The sequence below is a fragment of the Fuscibacter oryzae genome, from assembly GCF_016765795.1.
Classification (GTDB): Bacteria; Pseudomonadota; Alphaproteobacteria; order Rhodobacterales; family Rhodobacteraceae; genus Fuscibacter; species Fuscibacter oryzae.
In genome coordinates, this window is the sequence record NZ_JAESVP010000007.1 from 130,718 (window position 1) to 153,073 (window position 22,356).

Here is a 22,356-nt window from a genome sequence, read left to right on the forward strand (position 1 = left end):
CCTCTGGCGCTATTCGGGCGGATCGGTCTTCAGCGCGCCGCGAACGATACCGCCATGGATATGCTCTTTCAGGCTGATGCCATCCGCCACGACATCGCCGCCGGTCACGATAATATCGCCGGTGACCTTGACTTGGCCGGGGGCGACGATCTCGATCGCCCCGCCCGCCACGTTGATCGTGACACCGCCGGGCATGTGGATGGTATAGGCGGCCCCATCCGAAGACGGCGACGGGTTGGCATCGCTGGGCAAGCTGCCACAGATCACGCCTTGGGCGGTGTCGCCGCCGGGGGAAAAGATCATGACCTGTTCACCGGCTACGGGCGGTGCCCAGACCTTGGCACCGGCCGCGCGGGCCACGCTGATCGGCAACCACGCGCTTTCTGTCTCGCCCCCGAATGTCACCTTGGCGCGGCCGTTCGCAGCATCGACGGCCGTGATCGTGCCATAGCGCTGCGCGTTTGTCAGGCGGCGCTCAAGGTCCGACAGGCGGCGAAGGATGCTGGTGATGATGTTCATCGCGGCCCCACGGCAACTTCAAGGCGGCCCGCGCAGGTGCGCAAGGCTGACCTGTCGCGGCCCCAGAACACTTCGATTTCCTGATCGTTCAAGGCGCGGTCAGGAAGGATCACCGGCCGGTCACAGGCGGGCGGCTTTGGCCTATCGGCTATTGAGGCGCAGGACGCGAGAGCGAGGCAGGCAAGCAGATGTGGCAGGCGGTTCAGCACGGGCAGCGTCCTCCAATTCGTTGGCCAACAGGCGCGCGCGCTGTTCGGCGGCGGCAAGTTCGGTAATGGCCTGGGCTTGGGCTGTCGCTGCCTTTGCGGCCGCGAGCTTGTGGCGCGTCTCGCACCGATAGACTGCCGTGGTGTATCCATGCAGCCAAAGGCCCGCACAGATCACCACGACGGCGAAGGGCTTCCACCACCGAAGGACGAAGCCGATCATGGCATCCAGTCCTTCGACACGACCTTGAATCCGGGGCACAACTTCGCCGCATACTCGTTGTGGCCGCTGATCTTCTTGATCGCCGCCATCTTCCGAATGTCGCGGATCAGGCGTTCAACGGAGTCACGCTGGGCGGGCGTATACCAGTCTTCGAAGCGGCTGATCTTGGTCACGTCCTTGATCGGCACCATGCAGATACCGATGACGCCGCGGTTGTGCCCTTCCACCTGCGCCGGGACAACCGACAGCGGCCTGCCCACGGCCACGGTGCCATCCGGGGCGATGACATAGTGATAGCCTATGTCATTCCATCCACGGTCGCGCGTATGCCAGATGCGGATTTCGTCGCGCATTTGGCCGGCCGATTTTCCCTGCCACCAAGTTGCCGACGTGGCTGACGTGTGAAGGCAGATCTCGGTGACCGGATACTTGGCCGCCCCTTGGGTCAGTGTCCCAACCATCTGAAAACCCCCGAAAAGAAAAGGATGATACCGCCGCCGATCAGCCCGGCTTTGACGCGGTGGATGAAGTCCGCACCTGCGCCCCTGCTTTCGCGGCGCAGCGTGTGCAAAGCGCGTTTGACATCAGCCATTGCCCCCGTCCTCCCCTTGCTCGCCCGCAAGGCGACCGCGACGAATGCGCTGCAAGATCACTTCGAAGACGGCGGGGCCGAAGACGCCCACCAGGTAGCTGGCCGAACCACCAGCGCCACCGGCTACGATGGCTTCGGCAGGCAGAATGCCCCAGCGCACAAGCAGCGCGGATGCGAAGGTGCCGACACCGCCCGCGATCAGCGACCCGCTCAATATCTGACGTAGGGCGTCGCCCGGCTTGACCTTTACGACGATCGCAGAGGTGGCACCGCCTGCCGCGCCCCATGCTGCGGTCGATATGATGGACGACGCGATCATCGCCTGCACCAGATCACCCCAGAAGGATTGGCCGCTGTCCATTCCAGAACCTCACCGATGCCGAAGGGCGATGCCAAAGGCGCCGATCTTCCGCCCCGACTTCTGCTTCTGGGGCCGATACCCGAAATAGCCTTCCCAGCTGCGCGTGCGCCACGCGATGTAGGGCAGGGGGTTCAGGGCGAGGATCAGGCCCGTGTTGGCGGCAGGCCAATAGTTCCGATCATCAGGCCGACCGATCAGGCAAAGGGTCCACCACAGTGGCACAGCCAGCGTGTGGAACCACAGGTTATGCAGCGGGTTCCGGTTCCACCAGCGCCAGGCGGTGCGCCAGTCGCGCGCGCCCAGCGCCTCGGCCTCGTAAATGCCATAGGGGCCATCTTCGAAATTGCCGAAGAGGCTCCACAGGATCAGGGCGGGCAGGTTCCAAAGCGGCGGCCGTGGGCCGAAGATGACATTCCAGATCATCGGGCAGTCCCTATTCGTCGGTTACTGGCCCATAATCGCCGGGGTTGGCGGCCCCTACCTCTGGCGCGAATCCGCTGAAAACCTGCGTTGGGATGGTGCCTTCGTCGGTCCAGACGCTGGGGCCGATGTGGATGCGCTGTTCCCAATCGATGCGCCACACCTCGAACTTGTCCAGCTCGGGCGCGAAGTCATCGGGTTCGATCGCGGTGGGAACGGCTGGCCCCACGCGCAAGCCCCAGCGATTGTTCCTGACGGCTAGCGCGATGGCCGCAGCCATCTTCGGTGCCGCGCGCTTGGTTTCGAAATCGCGCAGGCCCAGGATGATGCGGGCTTCCCAGCGCGACGTGGCGGCCAGCTGTTCGGTGCCGGGGTCATCATCTGGCACAGGTTCCAGATCCACCAGTTCGATCAGGCAGGCGGGCAGGGGCAGGTCGCGCCGGTCTTCGTCATAGGCTTCGACGGTCTGCAAGATCGGCAGGGCTTCGCGGATCGCGGTGCAGATGGCGCTGTGCATCTGGTCCAGATCGACCTCGGTATCGGGTTGGTTCATCGTGGACTCCCGAAGCCGCGAACGCGCGCGCGCAGATCGACGGCAAAGTGGTGCATGAAGATTTCCGCGGCGTGCGCAAATATCTCGTCTTCAAGGATGGTCTGGGCTTCGTCGCTGATCGGAACGGTCTGTTCGCGGATAGGGAACCTTCCCTTGGCGCTTCGCTTGTAGATGCCCACCTTGCCGTTCTTCATGCGGGCAAGGAATGCACCGGGAAACTGGTGGCCACGGAACTCGACGCCGCTGGTGGTTTGGCTCGGGCGGCCCTTGAACCACGATGCAGGCATGTCGTTCAGGCCAAACCAAAGGGCTATTGCCTGAATTTCGCCAGTGCGGCCGACGGAATTCTGGACATAGCCTTTCCGGCCGACCCGAAGTTCCTTGAGGCGCTTGCGCAGCGCGTTCGACCGGCGCAGGTCGAGGCCCTTGGTCAGCACCGGGCGGGCCATCCGCCGCAATGTTCCTGCCGTCCTGCTAAGGGCACGGGTCACGGCTTTGCCGATCTGGCTGGGGGTCGCGTCCAGTTCACGCGCAAGGGCGCGAATTTCGGCGGCCTCTATGTCGATCCTGATCATCTGCCACCGCTTCCGGCCTGTGCCGACAGGCGCAGCGTGGCCCAGCCTGTGCCATCTGGTTCCGGCGATTCCATCACGTCGAAGGTGCGACCGGCGATGATCACCCGATCCTTGCGGGCCAGCCCGGCGAAGTCGCTGGCCTTTCCGCTGATCACGGGGGCGGTGTCTTCGCGGACGTATTGCTTGCCCAGCGCGGCGTTCACACCGCTTTCATCGAAAATGACGCGGGCCGAACGTGTCGGCCCGGTCGAAGGAATGATCTGGGCGACGACCGCAAACCCCATGTCAGGGTCAAGGAAATCGTCCAGGTCTTCCCATGGCGCCAGCGGCATGGCCTTACTTGGCCGCCTTGCCGGTCTTGCCTTCGGCGGCCTCTCCACCTTCGGAAGCGGCCTCAATGGCCTTTTCACGATAGACCAGATTGCGGCCCAGCGCGTCTTCGACGGTGACGGTCGCGCCTGCCTTGTGGGCGACACCATCAATCATGATGGGGTTCAACAGTTCAACTTTCATGGGTGTGGCTCCTGATCAGAAAGGGGGCCGCGTCATGCGGCCCCTCTATGGGTCATGGGTGGGTTACGGGACCATCACGCCGTAGCAGAACGATTCCGGGTGGCGGAACACGAAGTCCACGTCTTGGAACATCACGATCCGCAGCCCGCCCGACTTCGACAGGCTGTAGGGGTCGATCGTCACATCCAGGCCGCCCCACATGCCGACGATGCAGTCGGCAAAGTTGCCGAAGAACACATCGCCTGTGGTGATCTGGTTGGTCACCTCGGTGCGGTATCCGTTGACGGTGTTGCCCGGTTCCCAGACGGGCGCGCCGTCGGTGCCGGTGAACTTCTGCGTGGTCTTCAGCTTGCCGCGCATCAGTGCGTTCAGCACATAGGCCATCGAATCCACATCGGCATTGTCGGCCGCGATCTGGGCTTCCATGTCCACGATCTCGGCATAGGTGGGCTGGGCCACGGTGGCGAAATCGACAAGGTTGATGCCCGACACGTTCTTGAGGCCGCGCGGGTTATTCGCAGCACCCGACCCGTAGAAGCCCGCAAGGTCGATGCCCAGCGCCAGCGCGGCGTTCAGGTCGTTGCGGATCAGGCGTTCGGCGTCGGGGGTCGATTGCATCAGCAGGCGACGGGTAATGTCCGAATAGGCCGCGATGGTCTTGGGCGACATGCTGACCTGACCGATCGTCGCCACGCCCTCGGTTGCATCGGCGTTTTCCGCGATCCAGTAGGCGCTGGCCCCGGCGATCTGCTTAGGCACATCGACGTTGCCGACAAGGCCAGCCATCGACTGTGCAAGGCGCAAAAACGCAGTGCGGTTGCGCAGCATGTCGATGAACGACCCGGCCAGCAGTTCGCGGCCCACCAGGTTCGCGCCGCTGGTCGCACCGACCGGCGTGTTGGCAGCGCCACCGGCGTTGAAGGCGCGAGACAGCACTTCATGCGGGATCATGAGGCCACGCGCGTCACGGCCATAACGCTGCGCAGCTGCGGCCGAACATTCCAGTTCGAAGGCGGCGGCTTCGCGGTCGGCGGCGGTTGCGCCGGGCAGCTGGGCGCGCAGGCCACGGAAGAAGCTGAAGCGATGCACTTCTTCGTCGGTCAGGCCAACTTCCTGATCACGCTGGGCTTGGGTGTTTTCACCGACCGGGCGCTGACGCTGGCCGCGCTGGGTCATGCGTTCCAGAATGCGGGTTTGCAGCTGTTCCGGGGTGGACCCATCAGCCACGGCCGCCTCGGCCAGATCGGTCGCGCCATAGGTGCGGCCCAGTTCCATGAGCGAAGTAACGCGCGTGCGGGCGGCGGTCTCGGCGACGCGGGTCAGGGCCACTTCGGCCTCACCTGCACGTTCCAGAATTTCAACGATCTCGACGATGACGCCGCTTTCGTCCACTTTTGCGCGAACCAGATTGCCCTGGGCGTCGCGCGTGATGATGGTTTTCATACCGCTACTCCTGTGTTGCGGATTGGCGGGCGACGCCCGTGTGTCTGCACCTTGCCCACCTTGCGGGGGCGGTTCCTCTGGCGCTTGCTGACTGCGCCCGACACCGACCGAAGGGTCGGCGGGCACGGCCACCAGCGAGATTTCGAAGGGTTCCCAATCGGTGATGCGGACGATCTCGTTGTCGTCCTCCATCTCCTGCACGAAGCCATGCACGAAATAGCCGACCGAAACGTGTTGCCGGATCTTGTCCAGCACGTCCTGAAAGACCGCTTCGGCCTCGGGGCTGCGGCTGAACCGCACCGTGGCCCGGCCGATCCGGTCGGCGCCGATCTCGACGCTTTCCACCACGCCGATCTGGCGCGTCCAGTCATGATCCAGCAGCAGGGCCGCCGCGTTGTTCAGCCGATCGAGGCGGATCGAGGTGGGTGCGTGGTCAAGGATTTCAGTGCCGAACCAGCGATCCACCGGCGCTTCGGAAGAGAAGGCCAGCTCGACGGTGCGTTCCTCGGCGCTGAAGCTGCGCACTTCGCCAAAGCGGGCAAGGCGACCTTGACCCCGGTTGGCGTTGATCTGCTCGACGGTGACCGCGCGTGTCAGGGGCTGGCCGATCAGCCGTTCGGCAAGGCCTCCATCCTTGGGCGGCGTCTTGCCCCACGTCGGTTTGGTTTCTGCCATCGCGGCCCCCTGCAAGTGTCGGGGGCATTACGTCACGGGACGGGTGGCATTTCCTCTGGCGCTAAATCCGCCCCGATCCATCGCACGCAGCCTTAAGGAAATACACACATAAGTGTGTTTTTATCTTGTGCGTTGTTTGGAGTGTGTATATAACTACACACAGAAAGGGGGTTTCATGGAGCTTGAAGCAAACAGTAAAAAGCTCCTCAAGATACTTAAGGATGCAGGTTTCGAGGAAATATCCAAACGTGGATCACACCTCAAACTTCGGAAGGGCAATACGACACTTGTTATGCCTCACCCGAAGAAAGACCTGCCGCTTGGGTTAGTGAGGGCAATCTACAAACAGGCGGGGCTTCTATAGCCCCGCCCACCATGGAACCCTCTGCAACACTTAACAAAACAAGGGACGCAACAAGAGGATGCACTATTATACTGCCGTCGTTCATCGGGATGGGGAAAGCGCCTATGGCCTGACTTTCCCCGATCTTCCCGGTTGCTTCGCTGCGGCGGATAGCTGGGATGATATTCCGGCCGCAGCAAATGAGGCCTTGGACCTCTGGTTCGAGGACCAGGACGATGTTGTTCCATCGTCCTTGGGAAAGCTGCAAGCAGACCCGGCCATTCAGGCCGAACTGAAGGAAGGGGCGGTGCTGTTTCCCGTGCCCTACATTCCTGCCGATACCACGCTTGAACGGGTGAATATCTCGATCGAGCGTGGGCTTCTGCGGGCCATTGATACCACGGCAAAGTCGCGCGGGATGACTCGCAGCGCCTTTATCGCGTCTTCTACCCGGCGTGAGCTTGTGGGCCATAGTTAAAGACCCGGCAGGGCGGCTATGCCGCCCTGCTTTTCAGTTGCTGCCATTGACCAGAACACGCTCTTCGATGACGGTCTGAAATTCGCCGTCAAGGTCCACATCGACCTGCAAGCGGCACTCGGTTCTGTTTCTGCGGCCGAAGTCCAGATCGCCTTTCGCAAAGCGCACGATCACCTTCCCGGCGCTGGCGTCGTCCATCGTCACGATGCCAGAGACCGGTGCGGCACCATCCTTCATCGGCAAAAGCGAAGCTGTCACCGTCGCGCCGGTCAGATCCTGCGGGGCAGGGGCCGGGCCGTTCGGGTCGCCGTCTTCGGTGACGGTGCATCTGATCGTCAGGCTGTTCTTTTCCCAAGTGCTGATCATTTACGCCTCCATGTTCCGGTCAGTTTGTGCTGGGCCATAGCGCCGGTCAGTTCATGGCGCTGCCAAACCCCGCCGATCGCCGGGCGCCGCCAGACGCCGGTCAGTTCGTGTTGGACGCCCGTTATGTCGGGCGGTGTCGCCACGATACCCAGCAAATCCGCGACGAGCTGCGCGACGGCCTCCATCGCGCCAGACAGATCAACCCCGCCCGCAATGGCCCCACGGCCGCTGGCGATGCCCTGCAATGCGCCAGGCAGGTCAACCGCAGCGTCGATGCTGCCCCGCCCGCTGGCGATACCCTGCATCTGGCCGTCGCCGGTCAGCCCTGCCACAGCCCTGCCAAATGCCCCGGCGATTGCCACCGCAGCGGCCCCGGTTGAGACCAAAGCGCTGGCCGTGCCCAGCAAGTTTGCCACCGCACTGGCCTGACCGATCCCGGCGACGCTGGCGATGGCCGCACCGATCGACGGGACGACGACAGTCAGACCGGCCGAACCTGCAATCCCCGCGGCGGTTTTCCCTTGTGCGATGCCAGAGCTGGTGATCGCGGCATTGGAATTTGCGGCGGCGGTCATGCCACCAATGGCAGGCGCGACGCCGACGATGCTCGCATCGATTACGGCGCCGCCAGGTGTTTGCACCCGCAGGATGGCGGCACCATCCTTCGCCGGAACCACGGTTGCCCAGCCGCCGCCATCTACGACATTGGTGCCCCACGATCCGCAGCCATAGCCACCATGGTTGGCCGGATTGGCCCGCGCCCGCGCAGAACCGCCCGCCGCGACATAAATCGGGGTGCCGGTGAAATTGATGACGACAGGATCACCGCCAATACCGGGCGTGGTCGAAACAGCACTGCCCCCGGCGCTGCCAGCCCCACCGCCGCCAGCACCACGCGACCCGTTACCGTTGCCGCCACTGTTGCCTTGTCCGGTGGTGCCCGCCGCGCCGAATTGGTTCGGATCGCTGACGGAGTTGTAGTTACCACCACCACCGCCAGATCCGCCGCCCGTCGGTGCGTATTCGGCCCCAGACCCCGATTTACCCGGCGCGCCCCCACCACCACCCAGCGCGGTCAGCCCCAGCGCAGACGTATTCCCCCCTTTGGGGCCGACGCCTGCGGCGGTAGATGTCGATGCCGCGCCGACAACGATTGTATATGTGCCGGGTTCAACCCACACATAGTCTTCAACTGGAACACCGCCCGCGGCCCCGCCGCCTGCATAGTATGATGCGACGCCGCTGTTTCGGCCACCGCGTCCACCCGCGCCAATCAGCTGCCGGTCGATATAACCGGCAACCGAAATCGTGATCGTTCCCCCTGCCGTGCTGTCAAACAGATACACATCATAGGACGTGCCGCTGATTGTGGCGGTCGTCTTGGATGCGCCTGTATAGCCAGAGATTACGGCATAGGGCGTTGGCATCAGGCCCCCACGGCTTCAAAGGCGGCGATCAGCGCGGCAAGCTCGGGCGCGGCGCGCAGGGCCGCAGCTTCTGCGGCGGCGATGAAACCGGGCCTCTCGATATGCTTGGTCTGGATGTTGTCGTAGGACTGCACGACGATGGCGATCAAGGCCGTGTGCGGCAGCCCTTCCACGAAGCCCGTCAGGAAGGCATTCCAGGCCGACGCTGCGATCTCGACCTGAACGGCCTTAGCCTGATATTCCGCAATCGAGGCAGGGCCGCCTATCGAGGCCATATGCTGTTCCGCGAAGGCAAGCTGCTTTGGGGCTTCTGCAAAAACGGCATATGTCGCCACTTTGGAGGCCCGCAGACCATTCTGAACGGCATCGAGATACATCCAGGGCAGATCGCCCTGGGTATCCCGCACGAAGCGAAGGGATTCGGCAGTTTGCAGGATAGCATCGACTGCCTGTTGCATGACTGATGGAAAGCGAGACAGGCCCATGATTACACCGGCTGTCCAACGCCGAACGATCCGCCGCTGACGGTGATGCTGTCACCCGCCACCAGCGATTCATTCGCCCGGTTCATCTTCAGATCGCCTGTCCCGCCATAGGCAGCACCGCGCGAAACAGTGCCGTACCAGTGCCGGGTCGCGCCTTGCTTGATCAGGAAATAGCCTGCATCGCCGGAAACGGTAATCGGCAGAGTGACCGCGTTCAGCGTCTTCAATCCGCCTGCCGCCGCCGTCGCCCAATCGGCCGGCATGACTGCCGTGGCCAGCAGCGTGCCGGTGGGGGCGGTGGCCAGCGTGGCGGGGCGGGCGCCGGTATAGATTTCAATCGTCGGGGATGCACCCACGGCGGCCTCCATCGCATCGGCGCCTGCGTTCAGCATGGCATCTGACATGATACTGGTCATTGAGGGTTCCCCTGTGTGTCGGCGGGCGGTTCGCCCGGCTTTGCGGGCGCGGCGGGTTTCTTCCCCAGCGCCTGTTCGATGAACCACTGCGGCAATCCGGCGGCGGTCATCATCTGAATGTCGGCGGCCAGCTCGCGGAACACGTCCTGCGGGTCGCGGCCGGAATCGCGGATGAACTGCGAAGATGTGGACAAGCCCGCGGCCTTGCCGTCGATCGCCGCCTTCACATCAGCGCTGGGATCGATCCACGCCCAGCGGCGGCCCTGCCAGGCAACTGCCGTGTATTTGTCCAGGCGTTCAGGCTTCAAGCGACCGCCCTTGGCCAGCACGATCTTGCCCGACAGAAGGGACAGGCGCAGCCACCGCATGAAGACTGGCTCGGCCAGCGCCTCGATCAGCCATTCCTGCAACTCTTTCCAGTGTTCGCGCTCGTCCAGCGCGCCCTGCCGGATGGACGAATAGTTGACGCCCTCAAGGTCATTGGCGAGACCGTTGTAAGAAACGCCCAGACCCGACGCGATGGCGCGCAACATTTCCTTGCGGAAAGGCGCCAGCTCGCCGGTGGGATAGGCGGGGTGGGAATTGACCACCTCGACGCCAGCCGGAAGTTCCCGATACATACCGGGTTCGACTTCCATTTCGATCTCTTCATCTTCGTCAGCCTCGGGGCCTTCGCCCTCGCGCCACTGAAAGAAGCCACCCTTGGCGGCCGAAGCACGGGCGTTCACCAGCGCGGACCTTTCATAGCCGCCCAGCATGTGCATCCGCCACAATGCGGTTGCCATCCATGGCAGGCCGCGCTTTTGCCCCACCAGATCGGGCAGGAAGCCGTGCAGGATTTCATCGGCGGGAACCCGGATATAGGCCCGGCCGCCATAGTGATAGTCGGCTTCGCCTTCCTGCGTCGTGGTGAAGTAATAGGCCAGCGCACGGCCATAGATGTTGAATTCGATGCCATGGCGGATGAAGCCGCCACCCGCCACCCGGTCCTGATCGAAATCGACCGGGCAGCGCTGCGGGTCCAGCATCTGCAAGGAAAAGCCCCAAGGGCCAGCATCCGCCCCATAGATCATGCGGATCATGAACTCGCCGTCACGGGCCGCAGAAACCGCCGCCTGCGCCTGGATGGCCCGCCAAGACAGCTTGCCTGCAACGTCGCAGTTTTCACGGCGGCCCCATTCGCGCCAAGCCGATTCAAGGGCGTCGTTGGCGGCGGTGTCCAGCGTGCCGTTGTCGTCGCGGGTCTGGGCTTGCAGGCGGATGCCATCGGGGCCGACGACATTCTGACTGACCATCCGCAGGAAGGCCTTGCCATAGTCATTGTTGGCGGCCTGTTCGCGCGACCGTGCCACCAGTGGGCGTTGGTTGCGGCGCACAATATCGTCGGCCGGGATGGGTGAGGTTGGCCAGGCGGCGGTCAGGCGATCGGCGCGGGCGCTGTCCATCATCGCAGATCGGGCAAGGTGCATCCCGATCCGGCGCGACCGCTCGATCGTCGGCCCCGTGGCCGTGACAACTGCCACGGGCTGCGCCTCTTCAGTCGGTTTCGACCTGCGGAAAAAACGCATCATCCTGTGAACCTGACCTTGATCATACGGCCGAACAGCGAATTGCCATTGCGGGCGGCCTGCTTTTGCGCGCGAACCTCATCGCGGTATTGCGCGCGGAACTTCAGAAGTTCGCCCAAGGGGGTGCGCTGAAGCGTCCTGTCCTTGATCGTGTAGCTTTCCTGATCCTTGGTCGCGCGGCCTTCGATAACGGCCTCGATCGCCTCCAAGACCTTTTCCGCATGGCTGCGCCCGTCATGCGGATCAGTGATCGTGGCAAGGTCGGCTGCGATAACCGTCTGGCCGGTGGCAACTGGATAAACGCCGTCAGCGCTCTGGGCGCGCAATTGCCACCAATAGGTGCCCGGCACCCATTCCGCCGATTGAACGGCCGTAGCTTCGAAGATGTGTGTGGCGCCGTCGGGGGCGGACAGCATGTCGATCTGACCCGGCCCGCGCAGGACCAGATGCAATTCGAACTCTGGGGCCGGAAATGCGGTCAAGGTCACGGCGATTTCCACCGTGACACCAGCCGCTATCTTTGCAGGGATCAGGTCCACCGATTCACCAATTCGTCATCCAGCCCGATTTGCGCCGCCGCCGTTTGGGCGGGGTCGCGCTGGCCTTAACTTGCGGTTTCTCTGGCGGGTGTTCCTCTGGCGCGTTCTTGGCCTCTTCGCCTGCGGCTGATAGCGCGGTCAGGGCATGGTGCAGTTTGACGGCGGTGTTGGCGATGGCGGCCATGGGCCGATCGTCTGGCAGGTCATCAACCTCTTCGTCGTCCTGATCGTCCTCCACCTTCAGGCGATCGGACAGCCGCACCATGTTCGGGTTCAGGATCTTCAGGGCGGCATAGGCATAGACCCGGCAGTCCAGGGCCTCGTTGCGGTCGCGCTTCTTGTGCCACTCGCGCACGGCAAAGCCACGCACATGCCGCGTCACAAGTGCCTCTGCCGTGGCTTGGGCGAACCATTCCGGGTCGCGCTCTTTCGGGAAGTGGCAGTATCCTGGGCCGGGGGTCAGCAAGCCCCACCGGCGCATGACCACCAGCTTGGCCTCATCTGCCCCAACCGTAAACAGATCAACCTTGCGCTGCCCTCGGCCGGTGCGCTTGCGCGATGGGGCCGACACGACAGGGCGACCCCATCCGCCCACGCCCTTGATCGCAAACAGGCGGCGGGAAGTCTTGCCTCTGGCATATTCATAGGCGGCCTGGGTCATGCCCGGCGAACCGCCTGTGTCCAGACAAGCGCCCGAGATTGGCAGCTGCGCCCCAGATTGGTGCAGGTATGTTGTGGCCAGTAGATCATCCAGCGCTTCCCAAACCTCATCGCGCATCGGATCGCCCCACAGGACTTCATATCTGATCGACCAGCTTTCTTCGCCAAGACCCCAAGCCACGATCTCGACCTCAAGCCGGTCTTGCTGCATGTCGATGCCAGCTGTCAGGAACAGCGCGCGGGCAGGAACCGGCGCGCGGAATATCTCCACGCGGGCCATCATGTCGCCGCTGGAAATCTGTTCGGCGGCCTCTTCCCACGTCTCGGCCAGAGACACGTTAACGAAGGTCTGAAGGTCGCCCGCCGCCTTCTTTTCAAGGAAGGATCGGACGATGCTTTCCAGCTTGCGGAAGCAGGAATAAAGCTCGTTCAGGTGATAGGAGGCATGGCCATCGAAGGGCTTGGCCGCCACCCACTCCCCGGCGCGGATGGCCGCGATACGGTCAACATCGGTCCAGATCGTGCCGCAGCCTTCGGCTTCACACTCATATCCCGCGGTGTCTGGCCGATGGTTGCCGCTGGCATCCTGCGACCAGGTGACCCTATCCCAGCGCAGCGTTTGCCGATGGCCGCAGTGGGGGCAGGGCACATTGAATCGCCTCTGGTCGCCCAGCTCGAATGCCGTTTCGATATGGCTACTGCCCCGGATCAGAGGCGTCGAGATTTCCAGAAGCAGCGACTGGCCTTCGAAAGAGGCAAGGCGCTGCGCAAGCAGGCTGACCGGGTGGCCTTCCGCCGTCCGGTCATAGCCATCGGTTTCGTCACAGACGGCGAACGGTGCCGACCGGCCGCGCATGGTCTTGGGCGATCCTGACCAGGCGAACATGATGAACCCGCCCGGATAGGACTTCATCAGATCGTTGTTGACGCCGCGGCGGCCACGCGGCGGCGCGATCAGCTGCGACAGCTCGTCATTGGCCTCGACCAGCGGATTGAACTTCGTTTCCAGCCAAGTCTTCAGGTCGCCTTGGCTGGGCTGCATCATCATCTGGTTGGTCGGGTTGTGCTGTATCCGATAGGCTTGGGCGCAAAGGGCCACGGTCGTTTTCCCGACCTGTGCGCCCCATTGCATCGTGATCCGGCGACAGGCCGGGTTCACCGTCATATCCAGCGGTTCGCGCTGATAAGGTGCATTGTCGAAGTTGATCAGGCCGGGCCGCGCGTTCCCGACCGGGATAACCACATTCTGCGCCGCATATTCGCTGGGCAGCAGATCAGGGGGCGGCATCAGGTGCCGTTGCGCGGTGGCGACGGCGGCCCAGATCGTTTCAAGGTTTCCGAACGGCAAACTCATTTCAGCCCTCGTCCTCATCGGTCAACGTCACGGTGCCCAGATCGCGCAGTGCGTCGTCTATCTCGCGGGCCATGATCGCGCGGATGGTTGCTTCGTCGGTTTGACCAACCAGCAACAGGGCGACGCGCGGGGGCAGCATCCGCATCTTGGCGCGAACCTTGGCAAAGACGCTGATCATCGTTTGTTCGAACTGTTCGACGGGCGCGACCTTGCCCTTGTCCTTCGCAAGCGCCAGCTCTTCGCGTTCGACCTGAACCATCTTCAGCCGACGATCCAGCGACGCCATGTTGTCACGGTCGCCGCCCGAACTGTCTTCAACCACAAGATCTTCGCGCCACCGGCGAACCGCTTCGGTGTTCAGTTTCCAAGACCGGCCACGCCCACCCTCTTCGACAATAGGGCAACCCTTTGCCACCCAAGCGTTAATGGTGGGGAGGGAAACCCCCATGATCTGCGCAAGCTCGGCCTTGTTTACGTCCTTCCCTGCGGCACGCGCCTTTTTCACTTGGGCAAACTCGCCAGATAATCAACAATAACCCCCTGCGCCCACGCACAAGTAATTCTCTGCGCACCCGTGCCACCCGCCCGCCGCCGGGTGGTGGAAGGACCCGTCGTATTTGTGTTGATTGTCATATGGTTAGACATTGTTTCGTCTTTCGTCTTCCCGCCCACCGGCGGCGGCCTGATCGTCGTCCTTTCCCTGATCTTCGTGCGCAAATGCACAGTCGATGTGTGACGCGATCTGATTGGCCGCGCTCTTGGATATGACGCCACAGGCGGCCACGTCCTCTGGCGTCTCGCCTGCCTCGATCATCTTGGCAGCAACATGGGCGCGATAGCCGACCTGGAAGTCTTGCAGCTTTGGCACCTCAATGATGCAGTTTGCCCATTCGTCTTGCAGCATCATGGCCATTTCCATGCCGATGCAGGCGACGACTGGATGGTCCGGTGAATAGGCACCGCTGGGGATGTATATCTGGCGGCGATAGGCCCGCTTGCCCGTGCGTTGGCGCAACAGGCCCTCGGCCAGCCTTAGCGCGCCCTCGCGCCCGATGGTCTTGGCAATGTCGGCCAGCGTCTTGGGCAGGGCGATCTTGCGGCCCTCTGCCATGCCGAACTCGGTCAGGGGGTAGTGCGTCACGTTCAGCGCGTATTGCAGATGCGATGCCTTGCGGCCACGGCGCGGGCCATCGTCCTTGGTGACGAAGGCGCGGATCAGTCGGTCGCGTTTGCCGATCTCGGCTTCCAGCATCCGGGCACGATCTTTGTCGTTCATCGAATGCCCCTTTCCTCAAGACGTTGGGGGGTCACCAGCCCCGCCGAAACCAGATCGCGGGCCATCGACGGGCTGATGGTCGCGGCGGGCAGCGGACGGTCGCCATTGACCCAATCGGCGTGGAACTTCAGTACATCGGCCCGATCTGCCCGCTTGGCCGACTTGGCCGGGACAGTTGGCAGCATGAACCCATCCAGCGCCTGGGGCGTGGCCGGGGCCTCGGGGTGCTTGGCACGGGACGCGGTGGCGCGTTCGATGATCTGATCCGGGGTCAGATGGTCCAGCCACCCGGCGATGTGGTTGCGGGCCTTGGGGCCTGACCACGACCTTGGCGGCTTGCCAGCGATGCCCACGGCCTTACACAGCCCGGAAATCAGATCATCCCATTCATCCGCCCCCGCCCCATGGTGGTGGTTATTGATGGTTAAATGACGGTTCGGGTGCATCCCATGCGGGGGTTCCCCCGCATCCGGTGCGGGGGTGGGTGTAATGGGATGCGGGGGTGCATCTGGTGCGGGGGTGCATTCAATGCGGGGGTGCGCCGCGTGAATCGTGTATCTGTTCGCCCCGCGACGCCCGGCGTTCAGTTCGACGGTGATGATCCCGGCCTCTTTCATGCGGCGCAGGACGTTCTGGACGCCGCGTTCCTTCATCCCGGTGCGGTCGCACAGGCGGGCGATCGAGGGGAAGCAAACCCCCTCGTCATCGGCGTGGTCTGCAAGCGAAAGCAGGACCATCTTTTCGTGCGTATCCAGATCGGTGCGATCCCAGATCGCGGTCATGATCTTGATGCTCATTATCTGCCCCCAGACCCTTCACGACGCCCAGCGCCGTGCGAGTCCTTGTTTTCAGGTCATATCGGTGATGTGCGGCCAGTCAGGCAGTTCGACTGTCTGGCCGGAAAGGTGATGCGTGCTGTCGGCTAGGAACTCGATCTGTCCATCGGTGACCCAGCTGTGGCATGCCTTGATATACCGGCCCGGATGGTCAGGATCGGGCCATTGGACCCGAACGGACGGCTGGAAGGTCGGGCGGTCGCCATCGCCATTGAAGGACCAGCGCGGCGCGGGGCCATCGTCCACCATGACCTTGTGGCCTTCATTGCAGCCTGGGCACCAGAACATGACCGCTCGGCCGCGTTCCGCCTGCACGCTGCGCAGCTTCTTGCCCAGCGCCGCCATTAGGATTCACCATGTCTTCCGGCAACGCGGGCCATGGGCTTAAGCCCAGTTGGGGGCTGTGGAAAACCAGGTAGGTCGCCAAACCAAAGATGATACGCCCCGATCATCTCGTCAGCTTTATCGAGGCCCCTTTGAGCCTCTTCCAGCTTGCCCAACAGGGCGATGATCATTTCCCGCTCGGCATATCCGCAGGTGGCCGCGAACTCGCGCACATAGGCCGGATCGGTGTTGATCTCGGTCGGATCGTTGGCAGTTCCTTGCACTTTCTGCAAAGAACCCCCTTCAATTTGAGCCAGTTCGCGCCGGGTATGCGGGGCCTCTACCGCGTCACGATCCCACCTCATGCCGACAACTCCTGAAACAAGGTCGCTTGGCTGGCCTCGGCCTCTGCCAAGAACTTGGCGGCGGTGGCGGCGTATTCCGGCTTCAGTTCGATGCCGATATAGCGGCGGCGCATCTTGACGGCCTGAAAGCCGGTTGATCCGATGCCATTGAAGGGGTCCAGCACCACGTCGCCTGGGTTTGACCACATCGTCAGGCAGCGCTTGATCAGGTCCAGCGGCATGGGGCAGAGGTGCTTTTCGTCGCCGTTGCCTTTGAAGCGGGCGTTCAGCACGTCCATGGCGTTGGTATCCATCCAGACCGGCGACGCCCATTGCTGCCACTGGTCCAGCGGGAAGATTTTCTCGGCCGCCACGTCTTCTACGGCGGTATCGCTGGCATTTTCAGGAAGAACTTCCCGCGCAATCGCCACGGCACCGGAATAATCGCCTTCGGCCACATGCCGCACCGGGGCGCCGAACTTCACGCCATGCGACCCTTTGCGCATGACGATGACATATTCCGGCATACCCATGGCCGACACGCGGCTATTCTCGCGGATGTTCTTGTAAAGCAGCCGGTCGTTCTTCGACTTCTGCATTTCGCGCACAGGGTCGCGCCAGACGGTGACGCGGGCACGCAGGGCAAACCCGGCATTGCGATAGTTGCGGGCGGCCTCGTCGCTGAAGGGATAGATGCCGCTTTCGCCGGTCTCGCTGCTGTTCTGATAGAACACCGTGTCCTTCAGGTGGTCGCAGATGATCCCGCCCGGCTTCATCACCCGGAACAGCTCGGCCGCCATGAAGGCGTGATGGTGCAGGAACTCTTCGTGCGAGTTGCTGTTGCCCATGTCCCGTTCGCTGTCGGAATAGATGTAGAGCGACGAAAACGGCGACGAAAACACGGCAAGGTCGATGCTCTCATCGGGCAGGCCCGCAAGGATTTCGACGCAATCCGCGTTGTATAGCGCCCAGTTCTGACCTTGGAAGTCAGGCCCCATGGCTGGCTCCTTTCATGAAATCGGGAAGGGTTACGACCGATGCGCGGGCATATGCGACCCGCAGCGTGGCTTCGTTCTGGGCGCCGCGCATGGCCTCGGCCATCGCGCGCTTCAGGCGATCGTGATCGGTGGCCTTGCGCTGCACGTTCCGCCAGATGGCGTGTTCAGTCTCGGCAATGACTACATGCGCGTTGACGGGCCGGGTCTGGCCGAAGCGCCAGCTGCGCCGGATCGCCTGATAATACTGCTCGTAACTGTGCGACAGGCTGGCAAAAACCATCGTGTCGGCGTGCTGCCAGTTCAGCCCGAACCCGGCCAGCCGCGGCTTGGTGACGATCACGCGCGAATGGCCGAAGGTGAAGGCGTCCAGCGCCGCTTCCTTGGCGTCCGGGGCCATGCTGCCCTTGACCTCGATCGCGCCGGGTATGGCGGCGGTCAGGGCCGCGCTTTCGTCGTCGCGCTCACACCAGACGATGACGGCGCCGGTGGCGGCATTGGCCAGTTCGGATGCGCGGGCCACCCGTTCGGCCAGTGTGGCGGCCTTTTCGCGGTGAATGCTGGTGGCAGATGCGTCTGGAATGCGGAACAGCATCCCTTCTTCCCGGCCTTGAGACAGGTCCACGCCGACGACGTGCTTCTTGACGGTCAGGGGCGGCAGAACAAAGCCAGCGTCATCGCCGCCCAGATCCGATGGCAGGGACGCCGCGCGGGACCAACTGGCCATCCAGGCCCAGAACGACTTGGCGGCATGGCCCTTCAGCCGATAGGTGCCCATTTCGGTCTGATCGTTGATAAACCAGCGGGTGAGCATTTCCGAACCTGGCATCACGCCCAGAAACTCACTGTGCTGGCCGATCTCCATATGGTCGTTCGGGGCAGGGGTGGCGGTGGCGGCCAGCCGGAAGGGCGTATCCTTGAAGGCCTCGACCAGCGCGCGCTTCGTGGTGCCGGTGTAGTTTTTCAGGATGGACGACTCGTCCAAGGTGATGCTGCCAAAGCGCGACAGGTCGAGCCTGGGCAGGCGTTCGTAATTGGCGATGTTGACGCCCGCCCAGACCTCTTCGGCCTCGCGGATCACGCGCGCCTCGACGCCGAAGGCCTCGCATTCGCGCTGCAACTGCCGGGCCACGGCCAAGGGGGTAAGGATCAGCGCGGGCTTGTTCGTCGCGCGCCGTGCTTCGTCGGCAAAGACCGCCTCGCAGCCCGATTTGCCAAGTCCGGTGTCCAGGAACAGCCCAGCGCGACCCTTTTCCAAGGCGAACTCGACGGCGGTTTTCTGGTGGGCGAACAGCCGGCCGGGCAGGGCCTCGGGCCGGAATCCGTGGTTGACGCTGCCCAGCGCCTTGGATGCGATGAAGTCTTGATAGCGTGACAGGTCCATCAGCGATTGCCCGGCAAGAAGAAGGTTTCGGGCTGGGCATCTTCGGCGCGCATGTCCGCGTCACGAACCGCATCAAGGCGGGCCTCTGCCTTGGTTCTGCTCCACCGGGCATTCAGAACCGGCCACCACCAGAGGGAAATGCCGAACAGCGTCACCCGCCGTTGTGCGATCCAGAGGTTTTCGTAGTGGCTGGTGAAGCCGTTGCAGACTTCGACGCGCGCTTGTTTCACACGATATTCTGGCATCAGGCATTCCCCTCTGTTTCGGCTTCGTCGTCGGCAATCCGCTTGAACATTCCGCAGACCGCCGATCGGGTGCTGCCCAGCGCCTTGGCGATCTGGGCGGCGGTCATCTTTCTGCGGTCGCGCATATCCAGCGCTTCCAGCATCCGGGCATCGGTCCATACGGTTGCGGCCCGGTGGCGCATCAGGCGGCCATCCCTTCTTGTTCCAGTGCATACCCGCCCCATTGCAGGGCCATCGCGGCGGCCAGTCCGGGGAAGAACTTGCTGCGCCGGTCCTTTCGGTCGGGGCCGGGGCTGGCCTTGTGGATTTCGTCGCGCGCGGTGCTGCCATCCAGCGTGCCGGTGCGGGTCAGCTGGGGCAGGCCCTTCAGCCACAGGCAGGTGCGCTTCTTGATATTGTCGGGGCCTTCCTCTTCGGTTCCGAAGTGCCAGGGCTGCACCGACTGGGCGAATGGCCGATAATCGCGGATCAGCGCCTTCGCGTGCTTGTGCATGACGGGGTTTTCCACGGCGATGCGCGGGATGGGGGCAGTCCAGCAATCGCTGAACAGATCGGCCCCCAGCCGCAGCTGATGCCACATGAAGGCCAGCCGCCGGTCCCGATCCCATTCCAGATAGGCCGCGCAGACGGCAGGCGGGTAGTCTTCGGGGTCCAGCTTGGTCGGCGGTTCCGACAGCCAGCGCACGCCGCTATTGGCAAGGCGGGTGCAGGGCGGGTGCATCACGGCCAACAGATCCCAGCCAAGGTGCAGATAATCTCGCACGTCGCCCCGGTAATGGCGGTTCGACCCATCGTCGGCGGCCTTCATGTCCACCGACCACACGTCATGGCCCAGCGCCGCAAAGGCGCGGCGCACGATGCCACTTTTCTCGCAACCAATCAGGACGCGCAGGGGCTTTGTCATTCTGCGGCCCACCGTGCGGCTTGTTCGTCCTGCCGCCGCTTCCACTCGGCAGCATCCCCGGCCATGATTTCGCGCAGCACAAAGTCGGCCACGGTGATCGGCCGTTGCCAACCCACGCGGGCAGGCAGGCCCATCCAACGGCGCGCATGGCTGACGCTGTGCATGTGGATGCCAAAGTGGCGGGCCATCTCGACCGTGCCGACCCCGGCCTTCCACATGCGGGCAAACAGGGGTTTGTCACCGATCTTGGACTTCTGGCCCCGCGGGGTTTCCGGTTCGCCCAGCAACTTGGCGCGGCGGCGCAGGGTGCCCCGATTGATGCCCAACAGGGCGGCACCTTGGTTGACGTTCAGGTCAGGGTCGCGCCAGACGCGCAGGATGGCGGCGTTCGGGATATGCTTGTCAGCCACGGCGACTGCCCTCCACTTGGCCGATCAGGGCCTCGATCGCCTCTTTCGCCTCGGCCAGCTCCTTCAGGGCGCGCTCTTTGCTGCCTTCGCCCGCGATCATTTCCATGACCGCGCCTTGGGCTTCGCCGGTCTCGCGGGATGATGCGCCTAGCGCCTGAAGCAGATTGACCTTGGCCCCCTCTTCGGGAAGGGCGCGGCCACGCCAGCGCGATACCGGGGCATCGCCCAGCGCGTCTTCCAGCGCCCAGACCTCTTCGATCGGCCATGACAACTGCCCGGCCAGGCGCTTGGATATGCTGCCCTTGGACGGTTCGGCCCCAAGCCGTGCGCCGATCAGCGCGACCGTGGCATCGACGCCCCCGGCACGGGCCACCAGCGCGGCCATGAACTGCTGAACCATGCGTTCATAGTCAGACATGGGCGGCCCCCACGGAAAACTTGTTTCCTAGGCGCGCGCCCAGCGCCCGCGTAAGGCTTGGGCATGGAACAGAAACCCGCATCATACCGCTTCACCTGTGGCACTGTCGGCCGGATGTTCGGCCATGTAGGCGCGCAGGCGCTCGGCAATGGTCAGGGTGCATCCGGCACCGGCCTTGAGGCGGTGATAGAGGCGGCTGTTTCCGACTGCTCGGCTGGTCACCGTCGCAGGCGCAAGGCCGCGCGCAGTGGCATAGCTCTCAATCTCAGCGATGATCTGATCTCTGGTCATGCCAGCATAAGGGATAATTATCCCCGCTTAGTCAAGGGAGAATTGTCTCCTACCTTGCGAGAGGGGCGACGGGTATGAATGTCGCTATGACGCGCACCTTTCGTGAAGCATTTCAGGACGCCCTCAAGGCGACGGGTTGGTCCATCAACAAGGTGGCCGCTGAAGCGGGCGTATCCGCCGAACAACTCAAGAAGTTGAACCAGGGCCGCAGCCAAAGCACCAATGTTGACGATGCCCTAAAGGTTGCCCACGTCTTTGGCGTCACCCTCGACGAGTTTCTGGGCGACGACACTGCGCAGCTTCGAGCTGAAGTCGCCGATCTGTGGCGCCAGCTGTCTCAGGAAGAGCGGGACATTCTGCTAGCTGCCGCACGCGGGCGAGGCGCTCAGGACCGTGGGGCAAAGCCGTGATTTCCTTAAGGCTGTTTGCAATTTCAAGCAGCGCCTCTCTGTCCGACATAATCTAAGTGATCCTCAATATCCTTAACGGAACATTATGGGAACATTCGCAATCTGACCACCTTAGGGCCATCTGATTTCCGAATTTTCTTGGGGATATCGCTGGGGATGGTTCCATTGTCAGAGGGGAGATTTCAAGATGACCATAGGCGACGTTGGTCGGTCGGGGCGGTTTTCAGGCGCGCGCATCAGCGATCGGCGGGTGGCAGAGCTGATCGGCATGGCGCGCGGCATGATCGCCGACGGCAATCTGAATGACGCGGAAATCGCATATCTTTACAAGTGGCTTGCCGCGACAGACGGCGCACATTCTGACCCGATGATTGGGATTTTAGTTGAACGCCTAGATGCCATTTTTGCCGACGGACGGGTTGACGAGGAAGAGCGGGCTGATCTTCAAGATACCCTTATGCGACTGACCGGAAGCGATTTCGAACTTGGCGAAGCTCTGAAATCCACCAGCCTGCCGCTGTGTAAGCCCGCCCCAAGGGTTACGATCCCCGATCGCCGCTTCTGTTTTACCGGCACATTCACGTTCGGCACCAGATCAGCGTGCGAGATGGCCATCGAAGACCGCGGTGGCGAGACGGGCGGCATCGGCAAGGCCACCAACTATCTGGTGATTGGCGAATATGCGACTGATGCCTGGATGCACGCGAGCTATGGTCGCAAGATCGAACAGGCTGTCGAATGGCGCAGCGCCGGTGTTCCGATTCGGATCATCTCGGAACAGCACTGGCGCAAGGCGTTGTGAT

Annotated in this window: 34 protein-coding genes; 4 read left to right on the forward strand and 30 right to left on the reverse strand. The window is 63.1% G+C overall.

Annotated elements, in window-relative coordinates:
* Positions 1–9 precede the first annotated feature (9 nt).
* From JI744_RS14570 to JI744_RS14615, 10 genes are all read right to left on the reverse strand, one after another.
* Positions 10–519 carry a phage baseplate assembly protein V gene (locus JI744_RS14570; RefSeq protein WP_202661864.1) on the reverse strand — a complete coding sequence of 170 codons (510 nt, stop codon included), beginning with the start codon at positions 517–519 and terminating at the stop codon, positions 10–12.
* Between the two features lie 141 nt (positions 520–660).
* Complete coding sequence (locus JI744_RS14575; RefSeq protein ID WP_202661865.1) at positions 661–948, reverse strand: hypothetical protein; 288 nt, start codon at positions 946–948, stop codon at positions 661–663.
* Positions 945–1,409, reverse strand: a complete 465-nt coding sequence (locus tag JI744_RS14580) for an N-acetylmuramoyl-L-alanine amidase (RefSeq protein WP_202661866.1) — start codon at positions 1,407–1,409, stop codon at positions 945–947. Before JI744_RS14580 ends, JI744_RS14575 begins: the two co-directional genes overlap by 4 nt.
* Positions 1,410–1,532: 123 nt before the next feature.
* The gene (locus tag JI744_RS14585) at positions 1,533–1,901 is read right to left on the reverse strand and encodes a hypothetical protein (RefSeq protein ID WP_202661867.1); all 369 of its coding nucleotides are present in this window, start codon (positions 1,899–1,901) and stop codon (positions 1,533–1,535) included.
* A 9-nt stretch (positions 1,902–1,910) separates the two neighbouring features.
* Positions 1,911–2,324 (reverse strand): hypothetical protein, encoded by a 414-nt coding sequence (locus JI744_RS14590; protein ID WP_202661868.1) that lies wholly within the window; start codon positions 2,322–2,324, stop codon positions 1,911–1,913.
* A gap of 10 nt (positions 2,325–2,334) precedes the next feature.
* Positions 2,335–2,874 (reverse strand): hypothetical protein, encoded by a 540-nt coding sequence (locus JI744_RS14595; protein ID WP_202661869.1) that lies wholly within the window; start codon positions 2,872–2,874, stop codon positions 2,335–2,337.
* Complete coding sequence (locus JI744_RS14600) at positions 2,871–3,449, reverse strand: phage tail protein (RefSeq protein ID WP_202661870.1); 579 nt, start codon at positions 3,447–3,449, stop codon at positions 2,871–2,873. The genes JI744_RS14595 and JI744_RS14600 overlap by 4 nt, the downstream gene beginning before the upstream one ends.
* Positions 3,446–3,781, reverse strand: a complete 336-nt coding sequence (locus JI744_RS14605) for a head-tail joining protein (RefSeq protein WP_202661871.1) — start codon at positions 3,779–3,781, stop codon at positions 3,446–3,448. The genes JI744_RS14600 and JI744_RS14605 overlap by 4 nt, the downstream gene beginning before the upstream one ends.
* A 4-nt stretch (positions 3,782–3,785) precedes the next feature.
* The gene (locus tag JI744_RS14610) at positions 3,786–3,962 is read right to left on the reverse strand and encodes a hypothetical protein (RefSeq protein ID WP_202661872.1); all 177 of its coding nucleotides are present in this window, start codon (positions 3,960–3,962) and stop codon (positions 3,786–3,788) included.
* A gap of 63 nt (positions 3,963–4,025) precedes the next feature.
* The gene (locus tag JI744_RS14615) at positions 4,026–6,080 is read right to left on the reverse strand and encodes a phage major capsid protein (protein WP_236019468.1); all 2,055 of its coding nucleotides are present in this window, start codon (positions 6,078–6,080) and stop codon (positions 4,026–4,028) included.
* Positions 6,081–6,255: 175 nt separating this feature from the next.
* Here JI744_RS14615 and JI744_RS14620 point away from each other — a divergent pair, with 175 nt between their 5' ends.
* Both JI744_RS14620 and JI744_RS14625 read left to right on the forward strand, forming a co-directional pair.
* Entirely contained in the window at positions 6,256–6,444 is a 189-nt protein-coding gene (locus JI744_RS14620) for a type II toxin-antitoxin system HicA family toxin (RefSeq protein ID WP_202661873.1), read from the forward strand.
* Positions 6,445–6,502: 58 nt separating this feature from the next.
* Positions 6,503–6,901: a type II toxin-antitoxin system HicB family antitoxin gene (locus JI744_RS14625; protein WP_202661874.1), complete on the forward strand. Its 399-nt coding sequence runs from the start codon at positions 6,503–6,505 to the stop codon at positions 6,899–6,901.
* A 33-nt stretch (positions 6,902–6,934) separates the two neighbouring features.
* On the opposite strand, the gene JI744_RS14630 is transcribed toward JI744_RS14625, so the two are convergent.
* From JI744_RS14630 to JI744_RS14725, 20 genes are all read right to left on the reverse strand, one after another.
* Positions 6,935–7,267 (reverse strand): hypothetical protein, encoded by a 333-nt coding sequence (locus tag JI744_RS14630; protein ID WP_202661875.1) that lies wholly within the window; start codon positions 7,265–7,267, stop codon positions 6,935–6,937.
* Positions 7,264–8,694 (reverse strand): glycine-rich domain-containing protein, encoded by a 1,431-nt coding sequence (locus JI744_RS14635; RefSeq protein WP_202661876.1) that lies wholly within the window; start codon positions 8,692–8,694, stop codon positions 7,264–7,266. Before JI744_RS14635 ends, JI744_RS14630 begins: the two co-directional genes overlap by 4 nt.
* Positions 8,694–9,152, reverse strand: a complete 459-nt coding sequence (locus JI744_RS14640; RefSeq protein ID WP_202661877.1) for a hypothetical protein — start codon at positions 9,150–9,152, stop codon at positions 8,694–8,696. Before JI744_RS14640 ends, JI744_RS14635 begins: the two co-directional genes overlap by 1 nt.
* A gap of 29 nt (positions 9,153–9,181) precedes the next feature.
* Complete coding sequence (locus tag JI744_RS14645) at positions 9,182–9,595, reverse strand: hypothetical protein (protein WP_202661878.1); 414 nt, start codon at positions 9,593–9,595, stop codon at positions 9,182–9,184.
* On the reverse strand, positions 9,592–11,166 hold the full coding sequence (locus tag JI744_RS14650) for a phage portal protein (protein WP_202661879.1): 1,575 nt from the start codon (positions 11,164–11,166) through the stop codon (positions 9,592–9,594). Before JI744_RS14650 ends, JI744_RS14645 begins: the two co-directional genes overlap by 4 nt.
* Positions 11,163–11,651: a hypothetical protein gene (locus JI744_RS14655; protein WP_328757366.1), complete on the reverse strand. Its 489-nt coding sequence runs from the start codon at positions 11,649–11,651 to the stop codon at positions 11,163–11,165. The genes JI744_RS14650 and JI744_RS14655 overlap by 4 nt, the downstream gene beginning before the upstream one ends.
* A 55-nt stretch (positions 11,652–11,706) precedes the next feature.
* The gene (locus tag JI744_RS14660; RefSeq protein ID WP_202661880.1) at positions 11,707–13,716 is read right to left on the reverse strand and encodes a phage terminase large subunit family protein; all 2,010 of its coding nucleotides are present in this window, start codon (positions 13,714–13,716) and stop codon (positions 11,707–11,709) included.
* Between the two features lies 1 nt (position 13,717).
* Positions 13,718–14,221, reverse strand: a complete 504-nt coding sequence (locus JI744_RS14665) for a terminase small subunit (RefSeq protein ID WP_202661881.1) — start codon at positions 14,219–14,221, stop codon at positions 13,718–13,720.
* Between the two features lie 132 nt (positions 14,222–14,353).
* Positions 14,354–14,992 (reverse strand): hypothetical protein, encoded by a 639-nt coding sequence (locus JI744_RS14670; RefSeq protein WP_202661882.1) that lies wholly within the window; start codon positions 14,990–14,992, stop codon positions 14,354–14,356.
* Positions 14,989–15,789 (reverse strand): helix-turn-helix domain-containing protein, encoded by an 801-nt coding sequence (locus tag JI744_RS14675; protein WP_202661883.1) that lies wholly within the window; start codon positions 15,787–15,789, stop codon positions 14,989–14,991. The genes JI744_RS14670 and JI744_RS14675 overlap by 4 nt, the downstream gene beginning before the upstream one ends.
* A 51-nt stretch (positions 15,790–15,840) precedes the next feature.
* Complete coding sequence (locus JI744_RS14680) at positions 15,841–16,173, reverse strand: DUF6527 family protein (protein ID WP_202661884.1); 333 nt, start codon at positions 16,171–16,173, stop codon at positions 15,841–15,843.
* Positions 16,173–16,517, reverse strand: a complete 345-nt coding sequence (locus JI744_RS14685) for a hypothetical protein (RefSeq protein ID WP_202661885.1) — start codon at positions 16,515–16,517, stop codon at positions 16,173–16,175. Before JI744_RS14685 ends, JI744_RS14680 begins: the two co-directional genes overlap by 1 nt.
* A complete protein-coding gene (locus JI744_RS14690; protein ID WP_202661886.1) occupies positions 16,514–17,494 on the reverse strand; it encodes a DNA-methyltransferase in 981 nt (326 codons plus the stop codon). The genes JI744_RS14685 and JI744_RS14690 overlap by 4 nt, the downstream gene beginning before the upstream one ends.
* Positions 17,484–18,875, reverse strand: coding sequence for a helicase-related protein (locus JI744_RS14695; protein WP_202661887.1), 1,392 nt, complete (start codon positions 18,873–18,875; stop codon positions 17,484–17,486). The genes JI744_RS14690 and JI744_RS14695 overlap by 11 nt, the downstream gene beginning before the upstream one ends.
* Positions 18,875–19,120: a hypothetical protein gene (locus tag JI744_RS14700; protein ID WP_202661888.1), complete on the reverse strand. Its 246-nt coding sequence runs from the start codon at positions 19,118–19,120 to the stop codon at positions 18,875–18,877. Before JI744_RS14700 ends, JI744_RS14695 begins: the two co-directional genes overlap by 1 nt.
* Positions 19,120–19,302, reverse strand: a complete 183-nt coding sequence (locus JI744_RS14705) for a hypothetical protein (RefSeq protein ID WP_202661889.1) — start codon at positions 19,300–19,302, stop codon at positions 19,120–19,122. The genes JI744_RS14700 and JI744_RS14705 overlap by 1 nt, the downstream gene beginning before the upstream one ends.
* Positions 19,302–20,024: a hypothetical protein gene (locus JI744_RS14710; protein WP_202661890.1), complete on the reverse strand. Its 723-nt coding sequence runs from the start codon at positions 20,022–20,024 to the stop codon at positions 19,302–19,304. Before JI744_RS14710 ends, JI744_RS14705 begins: the two co-directional genes overlap by 1 nt.
* Entirely contained in the window at positions 20,021–20,434 is a 414-nt protein-coding gene (locus JI744_RS14715; protein ID WP_202661891.1) for a hypothetical protein, read from the reverse strand. Before JI744_RS14715 ends, JI744_RS14710 begins: the two co-directional genes overlap by 4 nt.
* Positions 20,427–20,852, reverse strand: coding sequence for a hypothetical protein (locus JI744_RS14720; RefSeq protein ID WP_202661892.1), 426 nt, complete (start codon positions 20,850–20,852; stop codon positions 20,427–20,429). Before JI744_RS14720 ends, JI744_RS14715 begins: the two co-directional genes overlap by 8 nt.
* An 81-nt stretch (positions 20,853–20,933) precedes the next feature.
* Entirely contained in the window at positions 20,934–21,143 is a 210-nt protein-coding gene (locus JI744_RS14725) for a hypothetical protein (protein ID WP_202661893.1), read from the reverse strand.
* 86 nt (positions 21,144–21,229) lie between these two features.
* Between JI744_RS14725 and JI744_RS14730 the strand changes: the two genes are divergently transcribed.
* Positions 21,230–21,553 carry a helix-turn-helix domain-containing protein gene (locus tag JI744_RS14730; protein WP_202661894.1) on the forward strand — a complete coding sequence of 108 codons (324 nt, stop codon included), beginning with the start codon at positions 21,230–21,232 and terminating at the stop codon, positions 21,551–21,553.
* Between the two features lie 250 nt (positions 21,554–21,803).
* The gene (locus JI744_RS14735; protein ID WP_328757371.1) at positions 21,804–22,355 is read left to right on the forward strand and encodes a BRCT domain-containing protein; all 552 of its coding nucleotides are present in this window, start codon (positions 21,804–21,806) and stop codon (positions 22,353–22,355) included.
* Position 22,356 lies beyond the last annotated feature (1 nt).

Excerpts from the sequence above, each read along its gene's own strand:
- JI744_RS14625 (WP_202661874.1), top strand. The coding sequence starts at position 6,503 with ATGCACTATTATACTGCCGTCGTTCATCGGGATGGGGAAAGCGCCTAT.
- JI744_RS14635 (WP_202661876.1), bottom strand. The coding sequence starts at position 8,694 with ATGCCAACGCCCTATGCCGTAATCTCTGGCTATACAGGCGCATCCAAG.
- JI744_RS14600 (WP_202661870.1), bottom strand. The coding sequence starts at position 3,449 with ATGATCAGGATCGACATAGAGGCCGCCGAAATTCGCGCCCTTGCGCGT.
- JI744_RS14620 (WP_202661873.1), top strand. The coding sequence starts at position 6,256 with ATGGAGCTTGAAGCAAACAGTAAAAAGCTCCTCAAGATACTTAAGGAT.
- JI744_RS14615 (WP_236019468.1), bottom strand. The coding sequence starts at position 6,080 with ATGGCAGAAACCAAACCGACGTGGGGCAAGACGCCGCCCAAGGATGGA.
- JI744_RS14570 (WP_202661864.1), bottom strand. The coding sequence starts at position 519 with ATGAACATCATCACCAGCATCCTTCGCCGCCTGTCGGACCTTGAGCGC.
- JI744_RS14670 (WP_202661882.1), bottom strand. The coding sequence starts at position 14,992 with ATGAACGACAAAGATCGTGCCCGGATGCTGGAAGCCGAGATCGGCAAA.
- JI744_RS14595 (WP_202661869.1), bottom strand. The coding sequence starts at position 2,874 with ATGAACCAACCCGATACCGAGGTCGATCTGGACCAGATGCACAGCGCC.
- JI744_RS14605 (WP_202661871.1), bottom strand. The coding sequence starts at position 3,781 with ATGCCGCTGGCGCCATGGGAAGACCTGGACGATTTCCTTGACCCTGAC.
- JI744_RS14675 (WP_202661883.1), bottom strand. The coding sequence starts at position 15,789 with ATGAGCATCAAGATCATGACCGCGATCTGGGATCGCACCGATCTGGAT.
- JI744_RS14710 (WP_202661890.1), bottom strand. The coding sequence starts at position 20,024 with ATGACAAAGCCCCTGCGCGTCCTGATTGGTTGCGAGAAAAGTGGCATC.
- JI744_RS14640 (WP_202661877.1), bottom strand. The coding sequence starts at position 9,152 with ATGCAACAGGCAGTCGATGCTATCCTGCAAACTGCCGAATCCCTTCGC.
- JI744_RS14660 (WP_202661880.1), bottom strand. The coding sequence starts at position 13,716 with ATGAGTTTGCCGTTCGGAAACCTTGAAACGATCTGGGCCGCCGTCGCC.
- JI744_RS14680 (WP_202661884.1), bottom strand. The coding sequence starts at position 16,173 with ATGGCGGCGCTGGGCAAGAAGCTGCGCAGCGTGCAGGCGGAACGCGGC.
- JI744_RS14610 (WP_202661872.1), bottom strand. The coding sequence starts at position 3,962 with ATGAAAGTTGAACTGTTGAACCCCATCATGATTGATGGTGTCGCCCAC.
- JI744_RS14695 (WP_202661887.1), bottom strand. The coding sequence starts at position 18,875 with ATGGACCTGTCACGCTATCAAGACTTCATCGCATCCAAGGCGCTGGGC.
- JI744_RS14700 (WP_202661888.1), bottom strand. The coding sequence starts at position 19,120 with ATGCCAGAATATCGTGTGAAACAAGCGCGCGTCGAAGTCTGCAACGGC.
- JI744_RS14725 (WP_202661893.1), bottom strand. The coding sequence starts at position 21,143 with ATGACCAGAGATCAGATCATCGCTGAGATTGAGAGCTATGCCACTGCG.
- JI744_RS14590 (WP_202661868.1), bottom strand. The coding sequence starts at position 2,324 with ATGATCTGGAATGTCATCTTCGGCCCACGGCCGCCGCTTTGGAACCTG.
- JI744_RS14705 (WP_202661889.1), bottom strand. The coding sequence starts at position 19,302 with ATGCGCCACCGGGCCGCAACCGTATGGACCGATGCCCGGATGCTGGAA.
- JI744_RS14690 (WP_202661886.1), bottom strand. The coding sequence starts at position 17,494 with ATGGGGCCTGACTTCCAAGGTCAGAACTGGGCGCTATACAACGCGGAT.
- JI744_RS14730 (WP_202661894.1), top strand. The coding sequence starts at position 21,230 with ATGACGCGCACCTTTCGTGAAGCATTTCAGGACGCCCTCAAGGCGACG.
- JI744_RS14585 (WP_202661867.1), bottom strand. The coding sequence starts at position 1,901 with ATGGACAGCGGCCAATCCTTCTGGGGTGATCTGGTGCAGGCGATGATC.
- JI744_RS14720 (WP_202661892.1), bottom strand. The coding sequence starts at position 20,852 with ATGTCTGACTATGAACGCATGGTTCAGCAGTTCATGGCCGCGCTGGTG.
- JI744_RS14580 (WP_202661866.1), bottom strand. The coding sequence starts at position 1,409 with ATGGTTGGGACACTGACCCAAGGGGCGGCCAAGTATCCGGTCACCGAG.
- JI744_RS14630 (WP_202661875.1), bottom strand. The coding sequence starts at position 7,267 with ATGATCAGCACTTGGGAAAAGAACAGCCTGACGATCAGATGCACCGTC.
- JI744_RS14650 (WP_202661879.1), bottom strand. The coding sequence starts at position 11,166 with ATGATGCGTTTTTTCCGCAGGTCGAAACCGACTGAAGAGGCGCAGCCC.
- JI744_RS14575 (WP_202661865.1), bottom strand. The coding sequence starts at position 948 with ATGATCGGCTTCGTCCTTCGGTGGTGGAAGCCCTTCGCCGTCGTGGTG.
- JI744_RS14685 (WP_202661885.1), bottom strand. The coding sequence starts at position 16,517 with ATGAGGTGGGATCGTGACGCGGTAGAGGCCCCGCATACCCGGCGCGAA.
- JI744_RS14645 (WP_202661878.1), bottom strand. The coding sequence starts at position 9,595 with ATGACCAGTATCATGTCAGATGCCATGCTGAACGCAGGCGCCGATGCG.